The organism is Psychrobacillus sp. OK028, assembly GCF_900103605.1.
GTDB lineage: Bacteria > Bacillota > Bacilli > Bacillales_A > Planococcaceae > Psychrobacillus.
Genome location: NZ_FNHY01000001.1, coordinates 649140 through 672179, shown reverse-complemented (window position 1 = coordinate 672179; position 23040 = coordinate 649140). Strand labels below are relative to the sequence as shown.

Sequence of the window (23040 nt, the reverse complement as noted above, 5' to 3'; positions counted from 1 at the left end):
AATTTCCCCCTTTTATATATAATCCCAATGTACATAATAATATTAACATATTAGTTTATCTAATTGCCACTCAATTATGCGTTTTCAGTTATTTAGGAACCTACATCCCAGCTCATAACTACCCGGAGAGCAAGAAATTTTACTCATTTTATAATAAAAAGCATTCATCTAATCACATGATTAAATGAATGCTTTTTTATAAGAAATTATGAACAACTATCGTAAGTAGTGTTTTTTACTTTGGAACCTGTTTCGCCTCTAAGCAAGTCACCCTCAGTGGCTTCAATAATTTGGTTTGTTACGTTGTTTGAGATGGAATTTGCTACTAATTGTAACAGGCTATTTACATCACCTTGGGATTGCTTAAATTCTTGAACAATTGGAAGACCGTCAATTTCTTCTTCGATTGCGGCAATTTTACCTTCAATCATTTTAAGTGCCTTTTCTTTCCCTAAATGCTGAAAGTTGACAGCTTGTTTCTGTAAGCTTTTTAGACTTGCAATTTTTTCACGGACCATTGTATTTTCATTAATTTGCTCTTCTGCGCGTTTGAAGAATTCAACTTCCTCGGTATTGGCGATCATTGTTGCAATTTCTTTTGCTTTTTCAATAATATCGTCTCTAGTATATTTTGTAGTAGACATTAAACTCCCACCTTATGCTCGATTGTTTCACTCACTAGCTCCCCAGTAAGTGACCATGTTTTCGCTTCTGTTATTTTAACTTTCACTAGTTGCCCAATGCTATCTTTTGGTCCAACGAAATTAACTAATTTGCTCTTACTAGTATAGCCAGCAAGGACATCTGGGTTATTTTTACTTTCACCTTCAACTAACACTTCTACAATTTGCCCATCATATTTTTTCATCGCTTCAGCGGACATATCATTTACTAGCTTATTTAATCGTTGAAGTCTTTCTTTTTTTACTTCCATCGGCACATTATCCACCATCTTGGCAGCTGGTGTACCTTCTCGCGGAGAGTAAATATACGTATAGGCAATTTCAAAGCCTACTTCTTTATATAAAGACATTGTTTCTTCAAACTGTTCCTCAGTTTCGTTTGGGAATCCAACAATAATGTCAGTTGTTAGGGAAACATTTGGGATAGCTGTTTTTATTTTACGAACTAGCTCTAAGTAATGCTCTCTAGTATATTTACGAGCCATTATTTTAAGTATATCAGATGATCCCGATTGAACTGGGAGATGAATATGATCGACTAAATTTCCGCCTTTTGCAAGCACTTCGATTAAATGATCATCAAAATCTCTAGGATGACTAGTCATAAAACGTATGCGGGCTACGTCAATCTTCTGAAGGTCAGCCATTAAATCACCAAAGCGATAATTCAAATCTTCAAAGTCTTTTCCATATGCATTAACGTTTTGACCAAGCAATGTTACTTCTTTGTACCCTTGAGCAGCAAGATGTCTAATCTCTTGAATTATATCTTCCGGACGGCGACTACGCTCTTTTCCACGTGTATATGGAACGATACAATATGTACAGAATTTATCGCAGCCGTACATAATGTTGACCCATGCTTTAATCGAACCTTTACGTACTCGCGGCAGGTTTTCTATAACGTCTCCTTCTTTAGACCAAACTTCCACAACCATTTCTTTTGAAAGGTATGCTTCGTTTAATATGTTAGGAAGACGGTGAATATTATGTGTTCCAAAAATCATATCTACTTGATTGTAAGTTTTTAATATTTTATTTACGACTGATTCTTCCTGGGACATACACCCGCAAACACCGATTAATACATCCGGGTTTTTTTGTTTTAAATGCTTAAAGTGACCAAGCTCCCCAAAAACCTTGTTTTCAGCATTTTCACGAATCGCACAAGTATTAAGTAATACAACGTTTGCATCTTCTACAGTATCAGTAGGCTCATATCCAAGTTGCATGAAAATACCTGCCATCACTTCGGTATCATGCTCGTTCATCTGACAGCCATATGTGCGTATATAAAATTTTCTATTTTGGCCCATGCCTTTAAATTGCTCTGCAATAGCAAAGTCGTTATGGTATTCTACCTCTTCTTTTCCACGTTTTTTCGCATCTTTTAATGATGGTGGAGTATAGACTGCTTGAAAATATTTACTATAATCCTTCTCAGATTTTTTATCTAAAGTGCTAGGTGCCTTCACTTGAGTACTCTGTAAACGGGATTCTTCGTTCATAAAAAACTCTCCTTTCCTTCGTTCATGAAAAGTACATATATCCACCCTATTATACTGAACAGTACTCTATTCCTACAAGGCATTCAGCTTAAAATTTCTTAATTGGACATATATGGTCGTTTTTTCAAAACAAATACCTAGATTTGCGGTTGATTGTAGCGAAGGCCGGACGCTTTTCTTGGGCATGCCTCGAGTCTGTAGTCTGTCCCTCGTGCTTTCCCGCTAGAGTCGCCAACCTGCGCTACAACCAACGCGTCACCTGTAACTGAAATCAGTAGTATTTTAAAAAGTATCTGGATCCCAATGCTCACAGAGTATTTTTATATAATTTCTTATTCTTTAAAAAAAGCTCATGAATGTAAAAATTCATGAGCTTCGCTATATCACATAAAATCTTGCAGTAATGCATTAAATTCCTGTTCACTCATCTTCAAGTTTTGATCAACAAGTGGTGTAGGTGCATAACCCGGAACTTGCTCTTGGTAGGATGGTGCGTTTTCATCTTGATAAATAATACCTGTTACAAGACCTTCAGTTTCCATTACTACTTTCATCGCTTCTTCTCTGTTTGTAGAATCATACCCTTCTACAGTAGATAGCTTTGTTAGATGTTCTTTAAACCAATCATACGTATTTACTTTATTGTATGTTACACAAGGGCTAAATACATTAATGAACGAGAAACCTTTATGATTAATACCTGCTTCAATAATTGCAGTTAGTTCTTTAATATCCGACGAAAATCCTTGGGCTACAAAGGTTGCTCCAGATGTAAGCGCTAGTTCTAATGGTTGAACGGATGGTTCAATTGCTCCACCAGGAGTTGACTTCGTTTTAAAACCCTCTGCTGAACGCGGGGACGTTTGACCCTTTGTCAATCCGTAAATTTGGTTGTCCATAACAACATATGTGATATCGATATTACGACGAATAGAATGAATAGTGTGACCCATTCCAATTGCAAACCCATCCCCATCACCGCCGGAAGCGATAACGTGTAGATCTTTGTTTGCCATTTTCAACCCTTGCGCAATTGGAAGTGCACGACCGTGAATGCCATGAAAACCATATGAATGGATGTAACCAGAAATACGTCCTGAGCAGCCGATACCAGAAATAACAGCTAGATCATGTGGCTGAATTCCAACATTTGCAGCAGCACGTTGAATTGCTGTCTGCACGGAGAAGTCACCACAACCTGGACACCAGTTAGGTTTTACGTTATTACGAAAATCTTTAAATGTTACCATCTGTTAGCAACTCCTTTACTTGTTTTGCAAGCTGTAATGGTAAGAATGGTGTGCCGTCATATTTCGTCACACTAACCAATTTATCATGACCGCCAACATTCATTTTAATGATATTTGCTAATTGCCCTGTTGCATTATTTTCGACTACTACCACTTTTTTCGCTTTCGCAACTAGTGATTGCATTTCTTCCACAGGAAATGGATGTATTAAACGAATATGTGCATGATTTACTTTAACATCACTATCTATAAGTGTTTGCTGCAATTCTTCCAGCACACCTCTTGTTGAGTTGAAGCCTACAAATAGTATATCTGCTTCTTCGTATGGTGCGTTTACATACACAGGTTCTCTGAAGTTAATATGCTTTAGCTTCCCTAAACGTTTATCCATTTGAGCTTTACGATTTGTAGATGCTTCCGATGGTTTACCAGTTTCATCATGCTCTACTCCAGTTACATGGTGAATAGCATGCTCCGTTCCAGGTAGGACACGTGGTGAAATGCCGTCTTCAGTTAGTTCATATCGCTTAAAGTACGTTTTATCTTCAGCAACAGGAACTTCTTCATTTTCCACTAATTTACCACGTCGGATTTCCACCTTCGAATAATCAAATGGCTCTACCGTTTGTTTACCAAGTGACAGTTGTAAATCAGATAAAATAATAACTGGAAGCTGTAATTCTTCTGCAATATTGAAAGCTTGAATCGTATCATAGAAAGCTTCTTCACCTGTACTTGGTGCAATCACTACTTTTGGAATTTCTCCATGTGTTCCATAAATCATTTGCATTAGATCGGATTGTTCTTGTTTAGTTGGTAAGCCTGTTGAAGGTCCCCCACGCTGTGTATCTACAATTACGAGCGGTTGCTCCGTCATACCAGAAAGACCGATTGCTTCCATCATAAGAGAAAGTCCCGGACCAGCAGATGCAGTAAAGGCACGGACACCACCGTAGTTTGAGCCAATTGCCATTGTAGCTGCAGCAATTTCATCCTCTGTTTGAATAACTGCTCCACCAAATAGTGGTAGTTTTTTAATCATATATTCCATAATTTCAGATGCAGGAGTGATAGGATATGCTGCCATAAAACGAACACCTGCTGCTAGTGCGCCTAGAGCAATTGCATCATTTCCTATCATAAACATACGGTGTTTTCCGTCTGCAGGTGCAATTTCCCATTCTCCTACACGGTCTCCTAGCTGCTCAGCCATTGTATCAAAGCCCTGTTGAATAGCTTCCATGTTTTTTTCTACTACTTCTTGTCCTTTTTTGCCGAAAATTTCATCTACTACACCTTGGAAGACACCTTTGTCTAAGTTAAGTAGTGCAGCACTTGAGCCAATTGCTACCATGTTTTTCATTAGAGATGTTCCAAGCTCCGCAGCTATCTCTGTGAAAGGGACAATATACATTGGAGCCTTACAATCTTCAGGTGCTACTGGCGAGAATTTTGTGTCGGCAAGAATAACACTTTTTTCTGTTAACTCTTTGTAATTGACGTCAATTGTTTCTTGGTCAAATGCAACTAAAATATCTAAATCATCTGGAATTGTACGAACTTGTGTTGGACGTACACAGATTTTATTGTTTGTATGGCCACCTTTAATTCGTGATGAGAAATGACGGTACCCGTACAGATAGTATCCTAAGCGATTCATCGCCATTGAGAAAATTTCCCCTGTACTTTCAATACCCTCTCCTTGCTGCCCTCCTACTTTCCAAGAAAGCTGTTGCAACATATAAACATCTCCTTACTATTCGATTAAATGCTAATTTCTTTCATTAGTTTATCATGAAGTGCCGTTTATCACTATGTATTCCCCACTTTTTTATCGAAAATCAGACCTTTGACGGAAACGCTTCGTCACAAATTATTCTTATAAACAATCTTTTTAAGAAAAACCTGGATATGGCGTTGATTGTAGCTAAGGTCGGAAGCTTTCCGTGGGCAGTGCTATGAGCTTGTAGTCTCTCCCTTTTGCTTTCCAGGAGTCGCCGACCTGCCCTCCAATCAACAAAAGCCCTTTATATTTAGAAAGTTAAAATATAATATCACGTATAAAAGCAGTCTATTTCTTTGATTACATTTCTATTTCAAAAATTATTCCAAGAACATGAAGTACGTTGTAACGTAAAACTTACGATTACTCATTCTTACTAATCCTTTAACTCAGTATTCATGGTACATTTTTATATACTTTCTTATCTTTAAAAAAGAGGTCGCTACTCCATGAGCAGCGACCTCCCGTTTACTTTACTTTTTTTTCAACAAGTAACTTTAAAGCAGTTCGATCTTCACCCGATATAATAATATCCGTGAAGGCAGGAGAACATGTTAAGTCTGTTCCACTTGGAGCTACGAATCCTCTGGCAATTGCTATCGCTTTGATAGCCTGATTTAATGCTCCTGCTCCTACTGCTTGCATCTCTGCATACCCTTGTTCTCTAATTACTGCAACTAATGCCCCAGCAACCGAATTTGGGTTTGAACGGGAAGATACTTTTAAAGAATCCACTATCATTTCTCCTTTTGTCGCTATATTATGAACTTGCTTCTGGTCCATAACTTAACGTATGCGCAGGAGTAATGTTTTAGACTTTTTAGCCTTTAAATGGGTAATCTTCGTTTATATAAATTCGCTCTTGGTGTAATGCTTTTCCAGTGACATTGTCTACTTCTACAAAGAAGCCGCTTAGTACAGTACGCCCAGACTTTGGAACTTCAAACCGAGTAGGCATATTCGTTTGGAATCGATAAAGCACATCTTCTTTTTTCATGCCTAAAACACCATCATATGGCCCAGTCATCCCTACGTCCGTGATATAAGCTGTACCACCTGGTAATATGCGAGAATCAGCTGTTTGAACGTGTGTATGTGTTCCAACTACAACAGATGCTTTTCCATCTAAATGCCAGCCAAAGGCAATTTTTTCACTTGTAGCTTCTGCATGAAAGTCAAAAAAGATGATAGGGGATAATTTTTTTGCTTCTTCCACCATCTCCGTTGCCATTTTAAATGGATCATCATGTGGTGGTAAAAATGTACGTCCATGCATATTAATCACTGAAATCGTATGACCATTTTTAGAAATTGAAGTCATGCCCTTACCAGGAGCATCCTCTGAAAAGTTAGCAGGTCGTATTAAGTAGTCTGTGTCATCAATAAAATCCATAATCTCTTTTTGATCCCAAGTGTGGTTTCCCATAGTGACTACGTCTACTCCCATATGAAGCAATGACTGAAAAATACTTTTAGTTATGCCTCGTCCAGCAGCTGCATTCTCTCCGTTAGCAATAACTACATCTACATCATATTTTCTTTTTAGTCTCGGCAAATAGTCTTCTAACGTATCTCTACCGATTGATCCAACGATATCTCCTATAAATAATATTCTCATTACTACTTCCATTCCTTTCACGAAAAAAAGGCTTCATTTCGAAGCCTTTTTTAATACTAACTTATGATACAGTGAAATACCATTAATGAATGTTATTTAGCGTACTCTACTGCTCTAGTTTCTCTAATTACAGTCACTTTAATATGACCAGGATAATCTAATTCTTCTTCGATTCGTTTACGGATATCTCTTGCCAAACGATGAGCAGTTAAATCATCAATTTGATCTGGACGAACCATAATACGAATTTCCCGACCGGCTTGAATAGCAAATGATTTTTCTACACCTTCATAGGATTCAGAAATTTCCTCTAGTTTTTCCAATCGTCGAATGTAGTTTTCAAGTGTCTCACTTCTTGCACCTGGGCGTGCTGCAGATAATGCATCGGCAGCTGCTACTAATACAGCAATAACTGAAGTAGCTTCTGTATCGCCGTGATGGGAAGCAATACTATTTATAACTACTGGATGTTCTTTGTATTTTCTTGCAAGCTCAACACCAATTTCTACGTGGCTACCTTCCACTTCATGGTCAATTGCTTTCCCGATATCATGCAGTAACCCGGCGCGTCTAGCAAGTGTTACATCTTCACCAAGTTCCGCAGCTAACAATCCGGATAAGTAGGCAACTTCTGTTGAGTGTTTTAACACATTTTGACCATAGCTCGTACGATACCGAAGTCTACCAAGAATTTTCATAAGATCCGGATGTAAATTGTGAACACCTATATCGAATGTAGTTTGTTCACCAATTTCACGAATTTGTTCATCTACTTCTCTTCTAGACTTTTCAACCATTTCTTCAATTCGTGCCGGATGAATTCGTCCATCCTGTACTAGCTTTTCAAGTGCTAAACGGGCAGTTTCTCTTCTAATCGGATCAAACCCAGAAAGAATTACTGCTTCTGGCGTATCATCAATTATTAAATCGATACCAGTTAACGTCTCTAGTGTACGAATATTTCGTCCTTCACGACCAATAATGCGACCTTTCATCTCATCATTTGGCAAGTTAACTACAGAAACAGTTGTTTCAGCAACATGATCTGCTGCAAAACGTTGTAACGCTAGGGAAAGAATCTCACGAGACTTTTTATCGGATTCTTCTTTGGCTCTAGTTTCCGATTCCTTCGTCATTACAGCAATATCCGTAGCAAGTTCATTTTCTACTTCTTCGAGAATTATTGTTTTCGCTTCATCTCTAGTTAGAGTAGAAATTCTTTCTAGTTCAGTTTGTTGTTTCTTAACTAGTTCATCCACTTTGCTTTCTTTCTGTTCGATATGCTGTTGTCTTTCAGTTAGAGCATCATCTTTACGCTCAAGACCTACTTCTCTCTTGTTTAGAGCATCATCTTTACGATCAAGGTTCTCTTCTCTTTGTAATAACCGATTTTCCTGTTTTTGCAGTTCCATACGGCGTTCACGGATGTCAGATTCTGCTTCATTTCGTAATTTGTGAGTTTCATCTTTGGCTTCTAAAAGTGCTTCTTTCTTCAACGCTTCCGCTTCTCGCTTTGCTTCATCTATGATGATTGCTGAAGATTGTTTTGCACCAGTCACTTTTGAATCGTTCACGTTTTTCAGATAAATATAACCAACAACGGCACCGACAATCAGACCAAGCAAAGCGGAGATGATAATTTCTGTCATTCGAACACCCCCTATTGCTATACTTTTTAGTTTCAGTCGGCACGTATATCCAAAATCATATACGCAATGCCTATAATCATTTAATAATAAAGAAATTATACAATTTTAATTGTATAGATGTAGAAATACTCTGTCAAGGAAGGGAAGAATAATATATTCAAACTAGGACAAAATATAAATTTTTGTAAGAATCAATTTCATAAAAGCATTTTCTAAAGTGAAATCTGAATAACGATGGTTTACGCTTTATCCGTACGCTTTCCGCGGGCACGGCTCGAGGATGAAGTCTCTCGTTTGTACTGTTCTCTCTGGAGTCGGAGCAGTACACAACATTTGCAAAAAGATTTGATGTCCTTTCAAAAAAAATAAAAAAATAGTCTCCCAAATAATTGAGAGACTATCTGGATTTTATTCTTCTTCTAATAACAATTCAAATTCCGCATCATCTTCTTCTTCGGTCTCATGTGCGCCTATTGTTAACGCGCTTGCAGCCATTCCAAGTGATTCACGAATTTTTGCTGTAACCTCAGCTTTAATAGCAGGATTTTCTTTTAAATATTGTTTTGCATTTTCTCTACCTTGACCTATACGTTCTCCATTATACGCATACCAAGAACCGCTCTTTTGAATAATATCAAACTCTGATCCTATGTCAACTGCTTCTCCTTCTTGAGAAATTCCTATGCCATACATAATATCTACTTCTGCAGTTTTAAATGGTGGAGCTACCTTATTTTTAACTACTTTTATCTTTGTTTTGTTACCTATAATATCGGTACCTTGCTTAATCGCTTCTGAACGTCTTACCTCTAAACGAACAGAACTATAGAATTTAAGAGCACGACCACCTGTTGTAGTTTCCGGATTTCCGAACATTACTCCAATTTTTTCACGAACTTGGTTGATGAAAATAGCAATTGTGTTCGATTTGTTAATAACACCTGAAAGTTTACGTAATGCTTGAGACATTAGTCGAGCTTGAAGACCCATATGAGAATCTCCCATCTCTCCTTCAATTTCAGCTTTAGGGACTAAAGCAGCTACCGAGTCAATAACTAAAATCTCAATTGCTCCACTACGTACAAGTGCTTCTGCTATTTCAAGTGCTTGCTCTCCAGTATCTGGCTGAGATAAAAGTAATTCATCAATATTTACACCAAGCTTTTGTGCATAAATTGGATCTAATGCATGCTCAGCGTCGATAAATGCAGCTTGTCCTCCTGTTTTTTGTATTTCTGCAATGGCATGTAAAGCAACAGTTGTTTTACCTGAACTCTCTGGACCATATATCTCAATAATACGTCCTCTTGGATATCCACCTATCCCTAGTGCTGCATCTAATGCTAACGAACCACTAGAAGAAGTCTCAATTTCTAGATTTGTTTTTTCTCCTAATTTCATAACAGAACCTTTACCAAATTGTTTCTCTATTTGTTTTAACGCCATATCCAAAGCTGCTTTACGATCATTATTAGCCAATTAATTTCCTCCTCAAAAGAAATGTTGATATTTTTTATTTCTATTCTTACTATACTCGGTCTTTGAGAAATTTACAAGAAAAAAGCGAACGTTCATTCGTTTATTTTTTGCAACTATTTAATTTTGGGAGTAAAAAACGACTCAAAATTGAATTTTGGGCCGTTTTTATCAATCAAAATTAAATTTTTGCTAATTTTTGTTCGCGCAATAAACGTATCAAATAATAGATTGTCAGCTTTACTGTTCTAATCCTATTCGTGTTTCGTAACCCGGATAGATTTAGTTTATACGTAAATGGCTTCGTATCACCTAAGGCAATTCCAATCCAAATAGTACCTGCTGGTTGACCGCCATGACCATCTGGACCTGCTGCTCCAGTAATACCAACGCCTATATCCGTCTGGAATTTTTCTTTTACGCGAACTGCCATTTGCTCTGCACACTGACTAGAAACTACGCTATATTTCTCGATCACTTCAGCATCGACGCCTAAATGCTTAATCTTTACGTTTTCTGTATATGTTATCATTCCACCCACCAAAGCTTCTCCAATTCCTGGTATTGCAGCAAGCTCCGATTGAAATAATCCTGCTGTCATGCTTTCTGCTGCTGATATAGTCAGGTCATTTTCAATCAGGATATCTCTCAGTTTTGAAGGCAAAGAATCATTATTGTAGCCATAAACAAATTTACCAACACGGTTTAGTATTTCACCCTGTAAGGCTTCAATCTTTTTCCAAGCTTCTTCTTTTGAATTACTTTTTGCTGTTAATCGAAGTGTAACTTCACCATCAGAGGCCAATGGTGCAAGTGTGGGATTGGTTTGGTTATCAAGTAAATCCTGCACTTCTGTTTCTAATTCCGCTTCACCAATTCCATAGAAACGGATGACATGAGACATAATAACATTTTCATCTAAAAGGAGCTTCGGTAGCAATGGCTTAGCTTCGAATTGGAACATAGGCTCCATTTCTTTCGGAGGACCAGGGAGTAACATATATGAATGACTTTTTGTAGAAAGCAACATCCCTGGTGCCATCCCATGTTTGTTTTCCAGTACGGTAGAGCCTTCTAAAACAAGGGCCTGTTTTTTGTTGTTTTCTGTCATGTTACGACCCATACGTTTAAAGAAATCTTCAATATATATAATTGCATGATCATTTAACACTAAGTTCATACCTAGGTGCTTTGCTATAGTTTCTTTTGTTAAATCATCTTTGGTAGGACCTAATCCACCAGTAAAAATAATGAGGTCTGCTCGTTTTTCTGCAATTTGTATCGCATCCAATAATCTATCTGCGTTATCTCCAACAACTGTATGATAATATACATCAAGACCAATCTCTGCTAATTGGTTGGATATAAAACGGGCGTTAGTATTAGAAATTTGCCCAAGTAATAATTCAGAACCTACTGCAATAATTTCTGCTTTCATGAAGCACGTCCTTCCTACTTAGAATCTAGTAATACCTTGCGATTCAAATAAAAATAATCCCACCCTGACCATACGGTAAAGAATAGACATACATATAACATAATCATATCAAACGGAATATGGAACATTTCAAAGAATATATTCCCCAATAAAAGGGAAGAAATCGCAACAATTTGTGTCCACATTTTTATTTTACCTAATTGATTGGCAGCCACTACCTCTCCTTCGTTAGCTAATATTAAACGAAGACCTGTTACTGCAAATTCACGGCTAATGATTAATATTACTACCCAAGATGGTGCCATTCCAAACTCAACTAAAATGATCAAAGCAGCAGAAACCAATAACTTATCTGCTAGCGGATCAAGAAATTTCCCCATATTCGTAACTAAGTTATACTTTCTTGCATAGTATCCATCGATAAAGTCTGTAATGGAAGCAATAATAAAAATAATCGCTCCAATAAGATGACCAACTGGAATAGTTGCCCCTAGTAAGGTAATATCTCCCCAATTAAAATCAACGAGCATAAAGAACATAAAAATTGGAATTAAAAATATACGAAACAATGAAATTTGGTTTGGTATATTCATCTTCATAAAAAAAACTCCTTTCAATATCAAATAAAATAGCCATCAATAAGATGACTATTTGTTGAACTGTATTACTGCATTTTGTGTAACTTCTGAACTTTTAAACTCTACTATTTCATCATTTATTGTAACAGTATTTCCAGGGGCATGTCCAAGACGTATACGAATTTTAGACAATGCACTTGCATCAAATTCAAATGTTTCTCCAGCTTTAACCGATTGATCCACAAGAATTTTGTCATTTTCATCTCTAATATTCAACCAAGTAGTATTTACAGCGACCACTTTTACTAGATAACTTTCCGCATTCGTTAAATTGTATGTGGAAGTTACACCTTGCGATTCAACAAAAGTTAACTGCTGTTTAGGCGCTTCTGGCTCTTCTATAACCTCTTCTGCAGGTTCTTCTTCTGAAGCAACCTCTTCCTCAGGCTTTACATTCTCATTATCCTCAAACGTCGGTTTTTGCTCTTGTACTAACTCATCGTTAGCGACTTCTGGTTCTGGATTGTCTGGTCTATTTTGAAACAAAGTCCAAACGATTATGATGATAGCAATGATAAATACGGCAACCATTACCATTGGGAAAATCTCCATAAACTTACTTGAAGATCTACCACCCAATGCTCTTCTAGAGGGTGTTGCTGGAATATTTTTTGTAACTTCTTCATTCGACGGTGAAGGAATCTCTGTTTTATATGCTTCTAATAATTCGTCTCCATTTAATCCAACTGCTTCTGCATACTGTTTGATAAAAGCACGAACATAAAAAGCACCTGGCATTGTTGCATAATTACCTTCTTCAATACCTGCCAAGTATCGTTTTTGAATTTTTGTTATTTCTTGCAAATCGTCAATACTATAACCTTTTGCTGTTCTCGCTTCTTTTAAACGAGCCCCAAGTTCAGTCAACTAAAACACCTACCCGTTAAAAATTGAATCCACCAAATCCGCCAAAGCCTGTCATCCCTTTGTCAGACATTCCGTGGTTTTTTTCCATCATTTCATATGTGATTTGTTCGTCAGGACTATGACGAAGCTCGATAATATAGTCAAAATCATCAATATCATACTCCGAATATTGGATGAACATATCAGGATGCTCCACAACCTTTATCGTTGGCATCCGCATCATTTCCCTTACTAACTGAAGATGCTTTTCATCATTTGATTTTCTCGTTACAATACCGTCTAATATAAAAATATTACGATCGCTAAACTCGTCCCCTGCCAATTGGCTTCTAATCGTTTGCTTAATCATTGTAGAAGACAGGAATATCCATTTTTTATTAGCACATACACTTGCTGCAACTACCGATTCCGTTTTGCCTACTCGTGGCATTCCTCTTATTCCAATAAGTTTATGTCCTTCTTGTTTAAAGATTTCGGCCATAAAATCTACTAAGAGACCAAGCTCGTTACGAACAAATCTAAAGGTTTTTTTATCGTCTGCATCCCGCTGGATATATCGACCATGACGGACTGCAAGCCGATCTCTAAGCTTAGGCTCTCTAAATTTAGTCAATTGAATCGTTTCCATTGTAGAAGCGATATGTTCAAAACGCTCAATATTTTCCTTTTTCTCTGCTTTTATAAGCATACCCCGTCTGCCTTCATCTACACCATTGATCGTTACAATATTAACTCGAAGCATACCAAGTAAAGAAGAAATGTCACCTAAAAGTCCTGGACGATTAACTTGAATTTCGTATTCAAAAAACCATTCACTAGCCATGTTATATCTTTCCCTTCTTTATAGATGACGTTTCACTTAATGATTAGTTCTATCATATATGATTTTGGTGTCGAATAAAAGAAAAAAAGAAAAGAGCGTGTATTTCTCTCTTTTCTTTACCTATAAGCTTTTGCAATTATAAACTAATCAAATATACCATCCACCATTAACCCGAATAATTTGACCAGTAATATAGCTTGCCTTTTCACTTGTTAAAAAACCAACCGTATCAGCTATATTTTGTGTTGAGCCGAAAATGCCTGCAGGAATCTCATCCATAATTAACTGACGTGCTTCTTCTTCAATATGAGCATTCATTTTTGTCTCGATAAATCCTGGAGCAACCGCATTTACTCTAGTTCGCTGCAAGGCAACCTCTTTAGCATAGGCCTTTACAAAGGCATGCTGAGCTCCTTTAGCAGCTGAGTAAGCCACTTCGTAAGAGGCGCCTGCATCTCCCCAAATACTTCCTACAAAGACGACTGAACTACTAGGTTGTTTACGAAGCTTGCTATTCAGTTTTGCTAACAGAGCCATCGGATACTCTACATGCACCTGAAAAAGCATACGAATATCAGCTAAGCTAGTGTCTTCTAAAGATTTGTAAAGACTATGTCCCTGGGCAAATACAACCGCATGAAGGCTAAATACAGAACCTGCAATCTTTTCTATACAGTTTTCCTTACTCATATCTGCTTGAATGACGCTAAATTCCTGTTTTGGATAGGAACCATTCAGTTCTTTTAATAAGGTTAAGATGCTGGCTTCATTATTAGCATAGTGAAGATAAATGGACCAGCCGTCCTCTGCTAGATTCCGACATATCGCATACCCAATTTCACCCGATGCACCAAGCACTAATGCAAACTTTTTAGTCATTATTTTTTTCAAAAGGTAAGATTGTAAACACAGTATGCGCATCCTCGTTTGTTAAAGATTGGAATGCTTCTTTTACTTGATCCATTGTTAGTTTCTCTAATGCAGGAACAACATCAAATAAATTCATATCATTGAAAGAGTAACGAGTAAATTGATTTGCAATATATTCAATAGAATTTAGTGCTCGTAGGAAAAAGCCGATTTTTTTACGGACAATACGTTGTAAGTCCTCTTCCTCCAAATTCCAGTTAGAAGCGTAGCGCTTAATCGTTTCTTTTATTTTTTCGGTCAGTTCCGTTGGATTGACCGTATCTGAGCCAATCATCGTAAAACCATAGCCTTGCTCCATAGAAAAGTCTGCTGAATAAGATTCATCGATCCAGCCATTTTCGTATATTTCTTGATAAAATGCAGAACTTCTGCCGAATAACATCTCAATTGCAACTTGCATCGCTAACTCGTAATTTAACATTTCATCACCGGAAATATCAGTATTACTTGCTTTAATCCCAAACAATACTTTAGGTTTTTGAACATCCATCTTAAGCGTACGTTCTTTGATATCTACTGCCTCTTGTTCTTCAGGGTAGAATCGTTTAATTTCTTGAGGCTCCTCAAATGTTTTAGCTGCTTGATCTGCTTTGATGAAGCCCATCATCTCTTCTTGATTGACTGCTCCAACAACGAATAACACCATATTCGATGGATGATAGAACGTGTTGTAGCATTCATATAAATGGTCAGCAGTAATATGGCTGATCGTTTCAATTGTTCCAGCGATATCAATTTTAACTGGGTATTCTTTATACATATTTTCAATTGTTCCAAAGTATAGACGCCAATCTGGCTGGTCGTCATACATTGTAATTTCCTGACCTATTATCCCTTTTTCTTTTTCCACAGTTTGTTCCGTAAAATAGGGCTGCTGAACGAAATCCAACAACGTTTTCGTATTATCTAATACATGGTCAGTTGAGGAAAATAAGTAAGCGGTTCTAGTAAAAGAAGTAAATGCATTTGCAGATGCACCTTTTTCACTGAACTTTTGAAAAACATCCCCTTCTTCTTTTTCAAACATTTTGTGTTCTAGAAAATGAGCAATTCCGTCGGGAACAATGACAGGTTCATCTTTACCTAAAGGAATAAATTCACGGTCAATCGAGCCATATTTTGTGGTAAAAGTGACAAACGTCTTAGAAAAGCCTTTTTTCGGAAGGATATAGACATCTAAGCCATTTGGAAGAGTTTCGTTGTATAATGTTTCTTCTAATTGTTCAAAATAATTTTTATTCATTTGCTGCACCCTCCTTACCTGAAAGGAAATAAACAAATTCCTTTTCAATCGTTAATGCCGTTTGTTGAATTTGTTCTTTAGTAACATCCTTCCACTTTTCTATCCAATTGTCTACAGTAAAGGATGTATTCAGTTCTTTATATTGATCGTATATTTCAATTTGAGCACGCGCAGAATCTAAAGCTTCTTTTAGTTGATTGGTAAGCATTGACTTCGTTTGGTTTAACTCTAAGTCGGAAATTTCGCCGGCTTGCAAAGCTTTTAGTTGTTCATCAATTAATGCCACTGCTTTTTCCTGTAAATTAGACTCTATTCCTGCTAGTACAAAGATTAAACCATAGAGAGATGAATAACTACTTGATGCGTAATAGGCCATACTTTCTTTTTCACGAACATTCATAAAAATTTTGGAATGAGAAAATCCACCTAAAATACCATTAGTCAGCTGCATCACCGGAAATTCTTCTGAGAAAAAAGTGATCGGTGTTTGATAGGCAATGTGAAGCTTTCCTTGTTTCATTTCTTGAATTTCATGAAGAAAATTTTTGTCATTCTTTTCGTTTGGTACCTCTTCTGCTTTTTCAAGTACTTCTGTGCGATCAACAAATGAAAAATGATTCGTCATTTTTTCTTTTATCTCATCGACGTTTACATCACCAACAATATAGATAGACAGATTATCTTTTGTGAGTAATTCCTGATGCATTTCAACTAGCTGATCGTTTGTAATCGCTTTAACAGCGTCCACTGTTCCATTAGATGAAATAGAAGCTGCCTTATTTGGACGGATATTCTCTAACAAACGCTGCTGAGCATATCTTGTTTTATCATCATACATGGATTGAATACGCTCAATAACCTGTTCTTTTTCTCGTTTTACTATCGCTTCATCAAATTTTCCATTCACTAAATTCGGTTTAAAAATAACGGTATGTAATAAAGAGAATACCTCATCGACAATTTTTTCATTGGACAAGTAAGCATCATTTACAGTTTCCGCGTTCAATGAAAAAATATGATGACTTCCTTTTTTGGTCGTATCAAAATACAAAACAGTTCCGTACAAATCATCTAAACGCTTTCTAAAAGCTACATTTGTAGGATATACCTCATTGCTGAATTGTAATATATTTGCTAATACTGCACGAATAGATGCCTTTTCTACTGTTAAAGGCTGTTTCCATTTGAATGAGATGTTAATTGTTTTAAATTGTTCTGTAGGTCTCACAAAAAGCTTAACGCCACTTGCAAGTTCAAATTGTTGAAACATACGTGATCCCCCTTTTATTCTAGTGTATCTCATAAGACGATTCACTATACATATGCTAATTATATCAGTACATATAAAAAGGGACCAATTAATTGGTCCCTGTCTGTTATCGTTTTCCTTTAATATAAGGGATTCCACTTGCTTTTGGTGCATACGCTTTACCTATAAATCCAGCTACTGCCAAGATAGTTAAAGCATAAGGTAATATGTGTAAGAAATACGTTGGAACTTCTTTTACGTATGGAATCTGTCCTCCAATTATACTTAGTGCTTGGGCAAATCCAAAGAACAACGCTGCTCCAAGTGCACCAAGCGGGTGCCATTTTCCAAAGATCATTGCTGCAAGGGCCATGAAGCCTTGCCCATTAATCGTAGTATGACTAAATTCACCAGAAATTGATTGAGAATATGCAGCTCCACCTATTCCAGCAAGCATACCAGATAAAATTACGGCAATATAGCGCATTTTTGTAACATTAACTCCCATTGTATCAGCTGCCATCGGGTGTTCTCCAACAGCTCTTAAACGTAATCCAAATGGTGTTTTATAAATGACAAACCAAGCCATAATAGCGACACCAACTGCTAAAATAGAAGTTCCGTATACGTCTTTAAAAAACATCGGACCAATTACTGGGATTTCACTTAATAATGGTATATCAAAACGGATAAATCGTTCTTGAATATAATCTGTTTGTCCTTTACCATAAATCATTTTCACTGAGAATAGTGCAATTGCAACCCCTAGCATATTTATCGCAACCCCAGAGATTGTTTGGTCTGCACGGAACGAGATTGATGCAACAGCATGCATAACAGAGAATATACCAGAAACAACCATTGCCGCGATTAATGCAACCCATGGAGTCATTGCTCCAAAAGTATCGACAAACATTAAGTTAAATAGTATACCGATAAAAGCACCCATAACCATTAATCCTTCTAATCCGATGTTTATAACACCAGATCGTTCAGAGAATACTCCACCAATTGCCGTGAAGATTAAAGGAGCTGCATAGAAAATAGCAGAAGGGACAATAAAATATAATACATCTAAGAAGCTCATATTATTTCGCCTCCTTTTTCTTGGTCGCTTTTTCAAGGAAATAGCGAATAACGTAACCACATGCTACGAAGAATATGATAATAGCTATTACAATAGAAACGATTTCTACTGGAATACCTGCTTCGTTTGGCATATTAAGAGCTCCATATTTTAACGATCCAAACAGTACAGCACCGAATATAACCCCTAATGGTGTATTAGCACCTAATAATGCAACTGCGATCCCATCAAAACCTATACCGGTGAATCCACCTTTAACATTGGCATATTGGAACGTACCCAATGCTTCCATTGCACCTGCAAGTCCTGCAAATGCTCCAGAAATGACCATAGATAGGATAATGTTTTTGTTTACATTCATCCCTGCATACTCGGACGCATGTTTATTAAAACCAACTGCTTTTAGCTCATAGCCCGTTGTTGTTTTATCTAAAATAAACCACATTAGTAAAACCATTGCTAATGCTATGAAAATACCATAATGCAAACGAGAGTAATCTGTAATACTTTCAAAAAATGCAGATTTTAAAGAAGCCGATGCATTAATTGTTCCTGTATTATCCCCACCATCAGATACAATTTTTATCAATGCGTTAGTTGTATGTAAAGCAATATAATTCATCATAATTGTTACAATAACTTCATGCACTTGTAATTTTGCCTTTAATAGCCCTGGAATGAAAGCCCAAGCCGCTCCAGCCAATGCAGCAGCGATAATAGCAAAAGGTAAATGGATATACATAGGTAAATCAAATGCAATTCCTACATAAGCTGCTGCAAACCACCCTACTAATAATTGACCTTCGACCCCGATATTAAATAATCCCGTACGGAAAGCAAATGCTACGGATAAACCTGCAAGTAAATATGGAGTAATTTGACGAATAGTCTCACCTATTGCATAGGTATCTCCAAAAATACCATTCCATAATGCAGAATAGCCAGCTATTGGATCATATCCACTTACTAACATAACAATGGCTCCTACGAGCAATCCTAAAATAACAGAAATAACAGGGACAAGTATATTGACTACTCTATTCGACATGAGTTGTTTCCCCCTGTTTAACTTTGTTTGAATTCTTTTTTTGACCTGCCATTAATAACCCTAGCTCTTGTTCAGAGGTTTCTTTAGGTAATAATGTATCGACAATTTGTCCGTCATAAATAACTGCAATTCGGTCAGAAACATTCATAACCTCATCTAATTCAAATGAAAGGAGAAGTACTGCTTTTCCATTATCACGTTGTTCGATAAGACGCTGGTGAATAAATTCAATAGCTCCTACATCAAGTCCACGTGTCGGTAAAGCTGCAATCAACAATTCTGGATCACGTATGACTTCACGTCCGATAATTGCTTTTTGTTGGTTCCCCCCAGAAAGTGCACGAGCAGGAGTATGCTCACCTTGGGTACGTACATCAAAGTCTTTAATAACTTTTTGAGCTAACTCTGACACTTTTGAATAATTCATAAACCCATTTTTAGAGATAGGTTCTTGATAATACGTTTGAAGTGCAATATTGTGACCGATAGAAAAGTCCAGAACTAGACCGTGCTTATGTCTATCCTGTGGAATATGCCCTACTCCAGACTCCGTAATTTTGCGTGGTTTTTTGTTGGTAATATCTTGTCCATTAATGGAGACAGTACCAGCTTTTGTTTTACGAAGACCTGTGATTGCCTCGATCAGCTCACTTTGACCATTTCCATCGATTCCAGCAATACCTAAAATTTCACCCTTACGGACAGTTAAGTTTAATCCTCTAACTTTATCAATTCCTCGGTAGTCTGCCACGACTAAATCTTTTATAACTAGTGTTTCATCTGTAGGATTTGCCTCACTCTTTACTGTTTTAAATTCTACTTGTCTTCCTACCATAAGTGATGCTAATTCATTGGGATTTGTTTCTGCAGTAACAACCGTACCAATACCTTCACCTTTACGGATAACTGTTACTCTATCAGAAACATCCATAATTTCTTTTAACTTATGAGTGATTAGTATAATTGACTTACCTTCTTGTATTAAACGCTTCATAATTTGTATAAGTTCATTAATCTCTTGAGGTGTCAAAGAAGCAGTAGGCTCATCAAAGATAAGTATATCGGCACCGCGATAAAGCGTTTTCAATATTTCCACCCGTTGTTGCATCCCAACAGAAATATCTTCAATCTTTGCATTAGGGTCTACATCTAATCCGTACATTTCAGAAAGTTTTCGAATTTTTTTAGCTGCATCTTTAATATCGACAACTCCAGCTTTCGTTAACTCATTTCCTAATATTATATTTTCAGTTACTGTAAAATTCTCCACGAGCATGAAATGCTGATGGACCATCCCGATACCAAGATCATTTGCCACATTTGGGTCAGTAATTTTAACTGTCTTTCCTTTTACTTTTATCTCGCCCGCCTCAGGTTGATATAATCCGAACAAAACGTTCATTAGTGTAGACTTCCCAGCACCATTTTCTCCTAAAAGAGCATGAATTTCTCCCTTTTTTAACTGAAGGGTAATGTTATCATTTGCAACAAACGATCCAAACTCTTTCCGTATGCCAAGCATCTCTATTACATAATCCAATGAATTCACTCCCCACTATAATACTAGTACTAAATTAATACAGGAAAGAATTTAAATTTTATAAGTTAAAGTTCATCTTATATAAATTTAGTAAAGACTTTAAATTTTTAAAATCTTTCTTCTATTAATTAAAATATCATAAAGACCGATACTTATCGGTCTTTATGATGTTAAAAACATATTATTCTACTGTTTCAGGAACAGTAATTTCGCCTGAAGCAATTTTTTTAGAGTACTCATCAATTTGGTCAAGAATTTCTTGTGGGATAGCTCCACGAGAATCTGCAAGGCCAACACCTTCTTCAGCTAAACCATAAGTTACTGTTGTTCCACCAGGGAATTTTCCATCCATTGTTTCTTTCGCAATGTTTTGAACAGCAGTTCCAACTTTTTTCAACATTGAAGTAAGTGTTACATTCGTGTCGCCAACAGCACCTTCTGCGTATTGGTCAGAGTCAACTCCGATTACCCACACGTTTGCATTAGCATCTTTTGTTTTACGTTCTTTTGCTTCAGCAAAGACACCGTTACCAGTACCACCAGCAGCGTGGAAAATAATATCTACGCCTGAAGAATACATACGGTTAGCAGTTGTTTTACCAAGAGCAGCATCATCAAACTTACCAGTATATTGTACATCTACTTTTATAGAAGGATCTACAGCTTTAACACCTTCTAAGAAACCAGCTTCGAAACGTTCGATTACTGGAATTTCCATCCCACCAACGAATCCGATTTTTTTAGATTCAGACATTAGAGCAGCAGCGACACCTGCAAGGAATGATCCTTCTTGCTCTTTGAACATTACAGAAGCAACGTTTGGAGCATCAACAATTGAATCGATAATTGCAAGTTGAGCATCTGGTTGTTGTTCAGCAATTGTTTTGATTGGTTCTTCCATTAAGAAACCAATACCATAAACTATATCAAAGTCACGACGTACTAAATTGTTAAGGTTTGTAATATAGTCGGCATCTGAAGTCGATTGAAGGTAGTCATATCCACCATCGCCTTTTGTAAGACCATTTTCTTTACCGAATGCTTCAATACCTTCCCAAGCTGATTGATTGAATGATTTGTCATCAACACCACCAACGTCAGTTACCATTGCTAGAGAAAAATCTACTGCTTCAGTTGTACCTTCAGAACCTGAACCTTTTGAATCTGTTGATGTAGATGCATCATCATCTTTAGTTCCACATGCTCCTAGAATAGTTCCAGCAGCTAGTACTAGTGATAGACCTAATCCAAATTTACGCTTTGTCAATTTGAAAACCCCCATTATTTTTTTCTTGTTAGCAGGAATTGTTGCATTTTACACCCTTTTCCGAACAACGTGAAAGCTAAATTTATCCGCTCGAAAATAATTTTTCGAGTACAAAACCACACGATCGTTTTCATCGTAATGGAGTTGCTTTAAAACAAGCAAAGAAGTTTCTGGCTCACAATTCAAAGTTGGTGAAGCGATCTCATGGTAACCCACTGGGTCAATGTACGTCACCGCATAGGAAATATGTATTTCTCCAGACTCTTCTAAAGCAGTAAAAATAGAGCCTTCTTCCCTAATGAGAAAATCATTAGGTAAATAACTTTTCGGAACTTTATCGACACAATACACAACTGGTTCGTCATTTGCAGTACGGACACGTTCCATTGTAACAATTGATTGCTCTTCCTCGCATTGAAATCTTAAAATATCGTCCTCAGATGGAATCGACTGCATAGAACTTAAGTAAATAGTACCAGGTTCCATACCAGCTTTGCGTATCATAGATGATACGCTTGAAAGCTGCTCAATACCAGACGTGAAAATAGGCTTTGAATTTACAAAAGTTCCTACTCCATGTCTTCTGACTATCACATTTTCTTCTTCCAATAAGCGTAGAGCTTCTCTTAGAGTTGCACGGCTTACTCCTAGTGACTTGGCTAATTCAAATTCAGATGGAAGTTTCTCCTTCTCTTTGAATATGCCTTTTTCGATGTCTTGTTTAAGACGATCAATCACTTGCAAATATAAATGACGATGGTCTACTTTTATTGTCATCTAAAACACCACCATTTTGAAGAGATCAGACCTCTGATGTAAAACTTTCCTACTAATCAGTCATACTATACCATTTTTAAAAGGTGAAATAAATACTTTTCTTCACATTAGGTTAAAAGTTGTTACAAAAACTTGATTACTTTGTAATGATTTTGTCATACTTTTT

20 protein-coding genes are annotated in these 23040 nt (G+C 36.9%); all 20 read right to left on the bottom strand.

Features of this window, described 5'->3' with window-relative positions; all coding sequences use genetic code 11:
* Nucleotides 1-206 precede the first annotated feature (206 nt).
* Nucleotides 207-644 carry a YlbF/YmcA family competence regulator gene (locus BLR36_RS02920; RefSeq protein WP_093060210.1) on the bottom strand — a complete coding sequence of 146 codons (438 nt, stop codon included), beginning with the start codon at nt 642-644 and terminating at the stop codon, nt 207-209.
* Complete coding sequence (gene miaB / locus BLR36_RS02915) at nt 644-2191, bottom strand: tRNA (N6-isopentenyl adenosine(37)-C2)-methylthiotransferase MiaB (RefSeq protein WP_093060209.1); 1548 nt, start codon at nt 2189-2191, stop codon at nt 644-646. The genes BLR36_RS02920 and miaB overlap by 1 nt, the downstream gene beginning before the upstream one ends.
* A gap of 383 nt (nt 2192-2574) precedes the next feature.
* Nucleotides 2575-3441 (bottom strand): 2-oxoacid:ferredoxin oxidoreductase subunit beta, encoded by an 867-nt coding sequence (locus tag BLR36_RS02910; RefSeq protein WP_093060208.1) that lies wholly within the window; start codon nt 3439-3441, stop codon nt 2575-2577.
* Nucleotides 3428-5182 carry a 2-oxoacid:acceptor oxidoreductase subunit alpha gene (locus BLR36_RS02905; RefSeq protein WP_093060207.1) on the bottom strand — a complete coding sequence of 585 codons (1755 nt, stop codon included), beginning with the start codon at nt 5180-5182 and terminating at the stop codon, nt 3428-3430. The genes BLR36_RS02910 and BLR36_RS02905 overlap by 14 nt, the downstream gene beginning before the upstream one ends.
* A gap of 510 nt (nt 5183-5692) precedes the next feature.
* Nucleotides 5693-5959 carry a stage V sporulation protein S gene (locus BLR36_RS02900; protein WP_093060206.1) on the bottom strand — a complete coding sequence of 89 codons (267 nt, stop codon included), beginning with the start codon at nt 5957-5959 and terminating at the stop codon, nt 5693-5695.
* Between the two features lie 85 nt (nt 5960-6044).
* A complete protein-coding gene (locus BLR36_RS02895) occupies nt 6045-6842 on the bottom strand; it encodes a TIGR00282 family metallophosphoesterase (protein WP_093060286.1) in 798 nt (265 codons plus the stop codon).
* Nucleotides 6843-6934: 92 nt separating this feature from the next.
* Nucleotides 6935-8491, bottom strand: coding sequence for a ribonuclease Y (rny, locus tag BLR36_RS02890; RefSeq protein ID WP_093060205.1), 1557 nt, complete (start codon nt 8489-8491; stop codon nt 6935-6937).
* 408 nt (nt 8492-8899) lie between these two features.
* Nucleotides 8900-9970 (bottom strand): recombinase RecA, encoded by a 1071-nt coding sequence (gene recA, locus BLR36_RS02885; protein WP_256371000.1) that lies wholly within the window; start codon nt 9968-9970, stop codon nt 8900-8902.
* 178 nt (nt 9971-10148) lie between these two features.
* Complete coding sequence (locus BLR36_RS02880; RefSeq protein WP_093060204.1) at nt 10149-11405, bottom strand: competence/damage-inducible protein A; 1257 nt, start codon at nt 11403-11405, stop codon at nt 10149-10151.
* Nucleotides 11406-11419: 14 nt separating this feature from the next.
* On the bottom strand, nt 11420-11998 hold the full coding sequence (gene pgsA / locus BLR36_RS02875; RefSeq protein WP_093060284.1) for a CDP-diacylglycerol--glycerol-3-phosphate 3-phosphatidyltransferase: 579 nt from the start codon (nt 11996-11998) through the stop codon (nt 11420-11422).
* A gap of 54 nt (nt 11999-12052) precedes the next feature.
* Nucleotides 12053-12910: a helix-turn-helix domain-containing protein gene (locus BLR36_RS02870; protein ID WP_093060203.1), complete on the bottom strand. Its 858-nt coding sequence runs from the start codon at nt 12908-12910 to the stop codon at nt 12053-12055.
* A 16-nt stretch (nt 12911-12926) separates the two neighbouring features.
* Nucleotides 12927-13733, bottom strand: coding sequence for a DUF3388 domain-containing protein (locus tag BLR36_RS02865; RefSeq protein ID WP_093060202.1), 807 nt, complete (start codon nt 13731-13733; stop codon nt 12927-12929).
* A gap of 147 nt (nt 13734-13880) precedes the next feature.
* Nucleotides 13881-14612, bottom strand: a complete 732-nt coding sequence (gene ymfI / locus BLR36_RS02860) for an elongation factor P 5-aminopentanone reductase (RefSeq protein ID WP_093060283.1) — start codon at nt 14610-14612, stop codon at nt 13881-13883.
* On the bottom strand, nt 14605-15906 hold the full coding sequence (yfmH, locus tag BLR36_RS02855; RefSeq protein WP_093060201.1) for an EF-P 5-aminopentanol modification-associated protein YfmH: 1302 nt from the start codon (nt 15904-15906) through the stop codon (nt 14605-14607). The genes ymfI and yfmH overlap by 8 nt, the downstream gene beginning before the upstream one ends.
* On the bottom strand, nt 15899-17176 hold the full coding sequence (gene yfmF, locus BLR36_RS02850) for an EF-P 5-aminopentanol modification-associated protein YfmF (RefSeq protein WP_093060200.1): 1278 nt from the start codon (nt 17174-17176) through the stop codon (nt 15899-15901). Before yfmF ends, yfmH begins: the two co-directional genes overlap by 8 nt.
* A 106-nt stretch (nt 17177-17282) precedes the next feature.
* Entirely contained in the window at nt 17283-18242 is a 960-nt protein-coding gene (locus BLR36_RS02845) for an ABC transporter permease (RefSeq protein ID WP_093060199.1), read from the bottom strand.
* A gap of 1 nt (nt 18243) precedes the next feature.
* Entirely contained in the window at nt 18244-19290 is a 1047-nt protein-coding gene (locus BLR36_RS02840) for an ABC transporter permease (RefSeq protein WP_093060198.1), read from the bottom strand.
* Nucleotides 19280-20830: an ABC transporter ATP-binding protein gene (locus BLR36_RS02835; protein ID WP_093060197.1), complete on the bottom strand. Its 1551-nt coding sequence runs from the start codon at nt 20828-20830 to the stop codon at nt 19280-19282. The genes BLR36_RS02840 and BLR36_RS02835 overlap by 11 nt, the downstream gene beginning before the upstream one ends.
* A 181-nt stretch (nt 20831-21011) precedes the next feature.
* The gene (locus BLR36_RS02830; protein ID WP_093060196.1) at nt 21012-22097 is read right to left on the bottom strand and encodes a BMP family lipoprotein; all 1086 of its coding nucleotides are present in this window, start codon (nt 22095-22097) and stop codon (nt 21012-21014) included.
* Between the two features lie 48 nt (nt 22098-22145).
* Nucleotides 22146-22874 (bottom strand): GntR family transcriptional regulator, encoded by a 729-nt coding sequence (locus tag BLR36_RS02825; protein WP_093060195.1) that lies wholly within the window; start codon nt 22872-22874, stop codon nt 22146-22148.
* Nucleotides 22875-23040 lie beyond the last annotated feature (166 nt).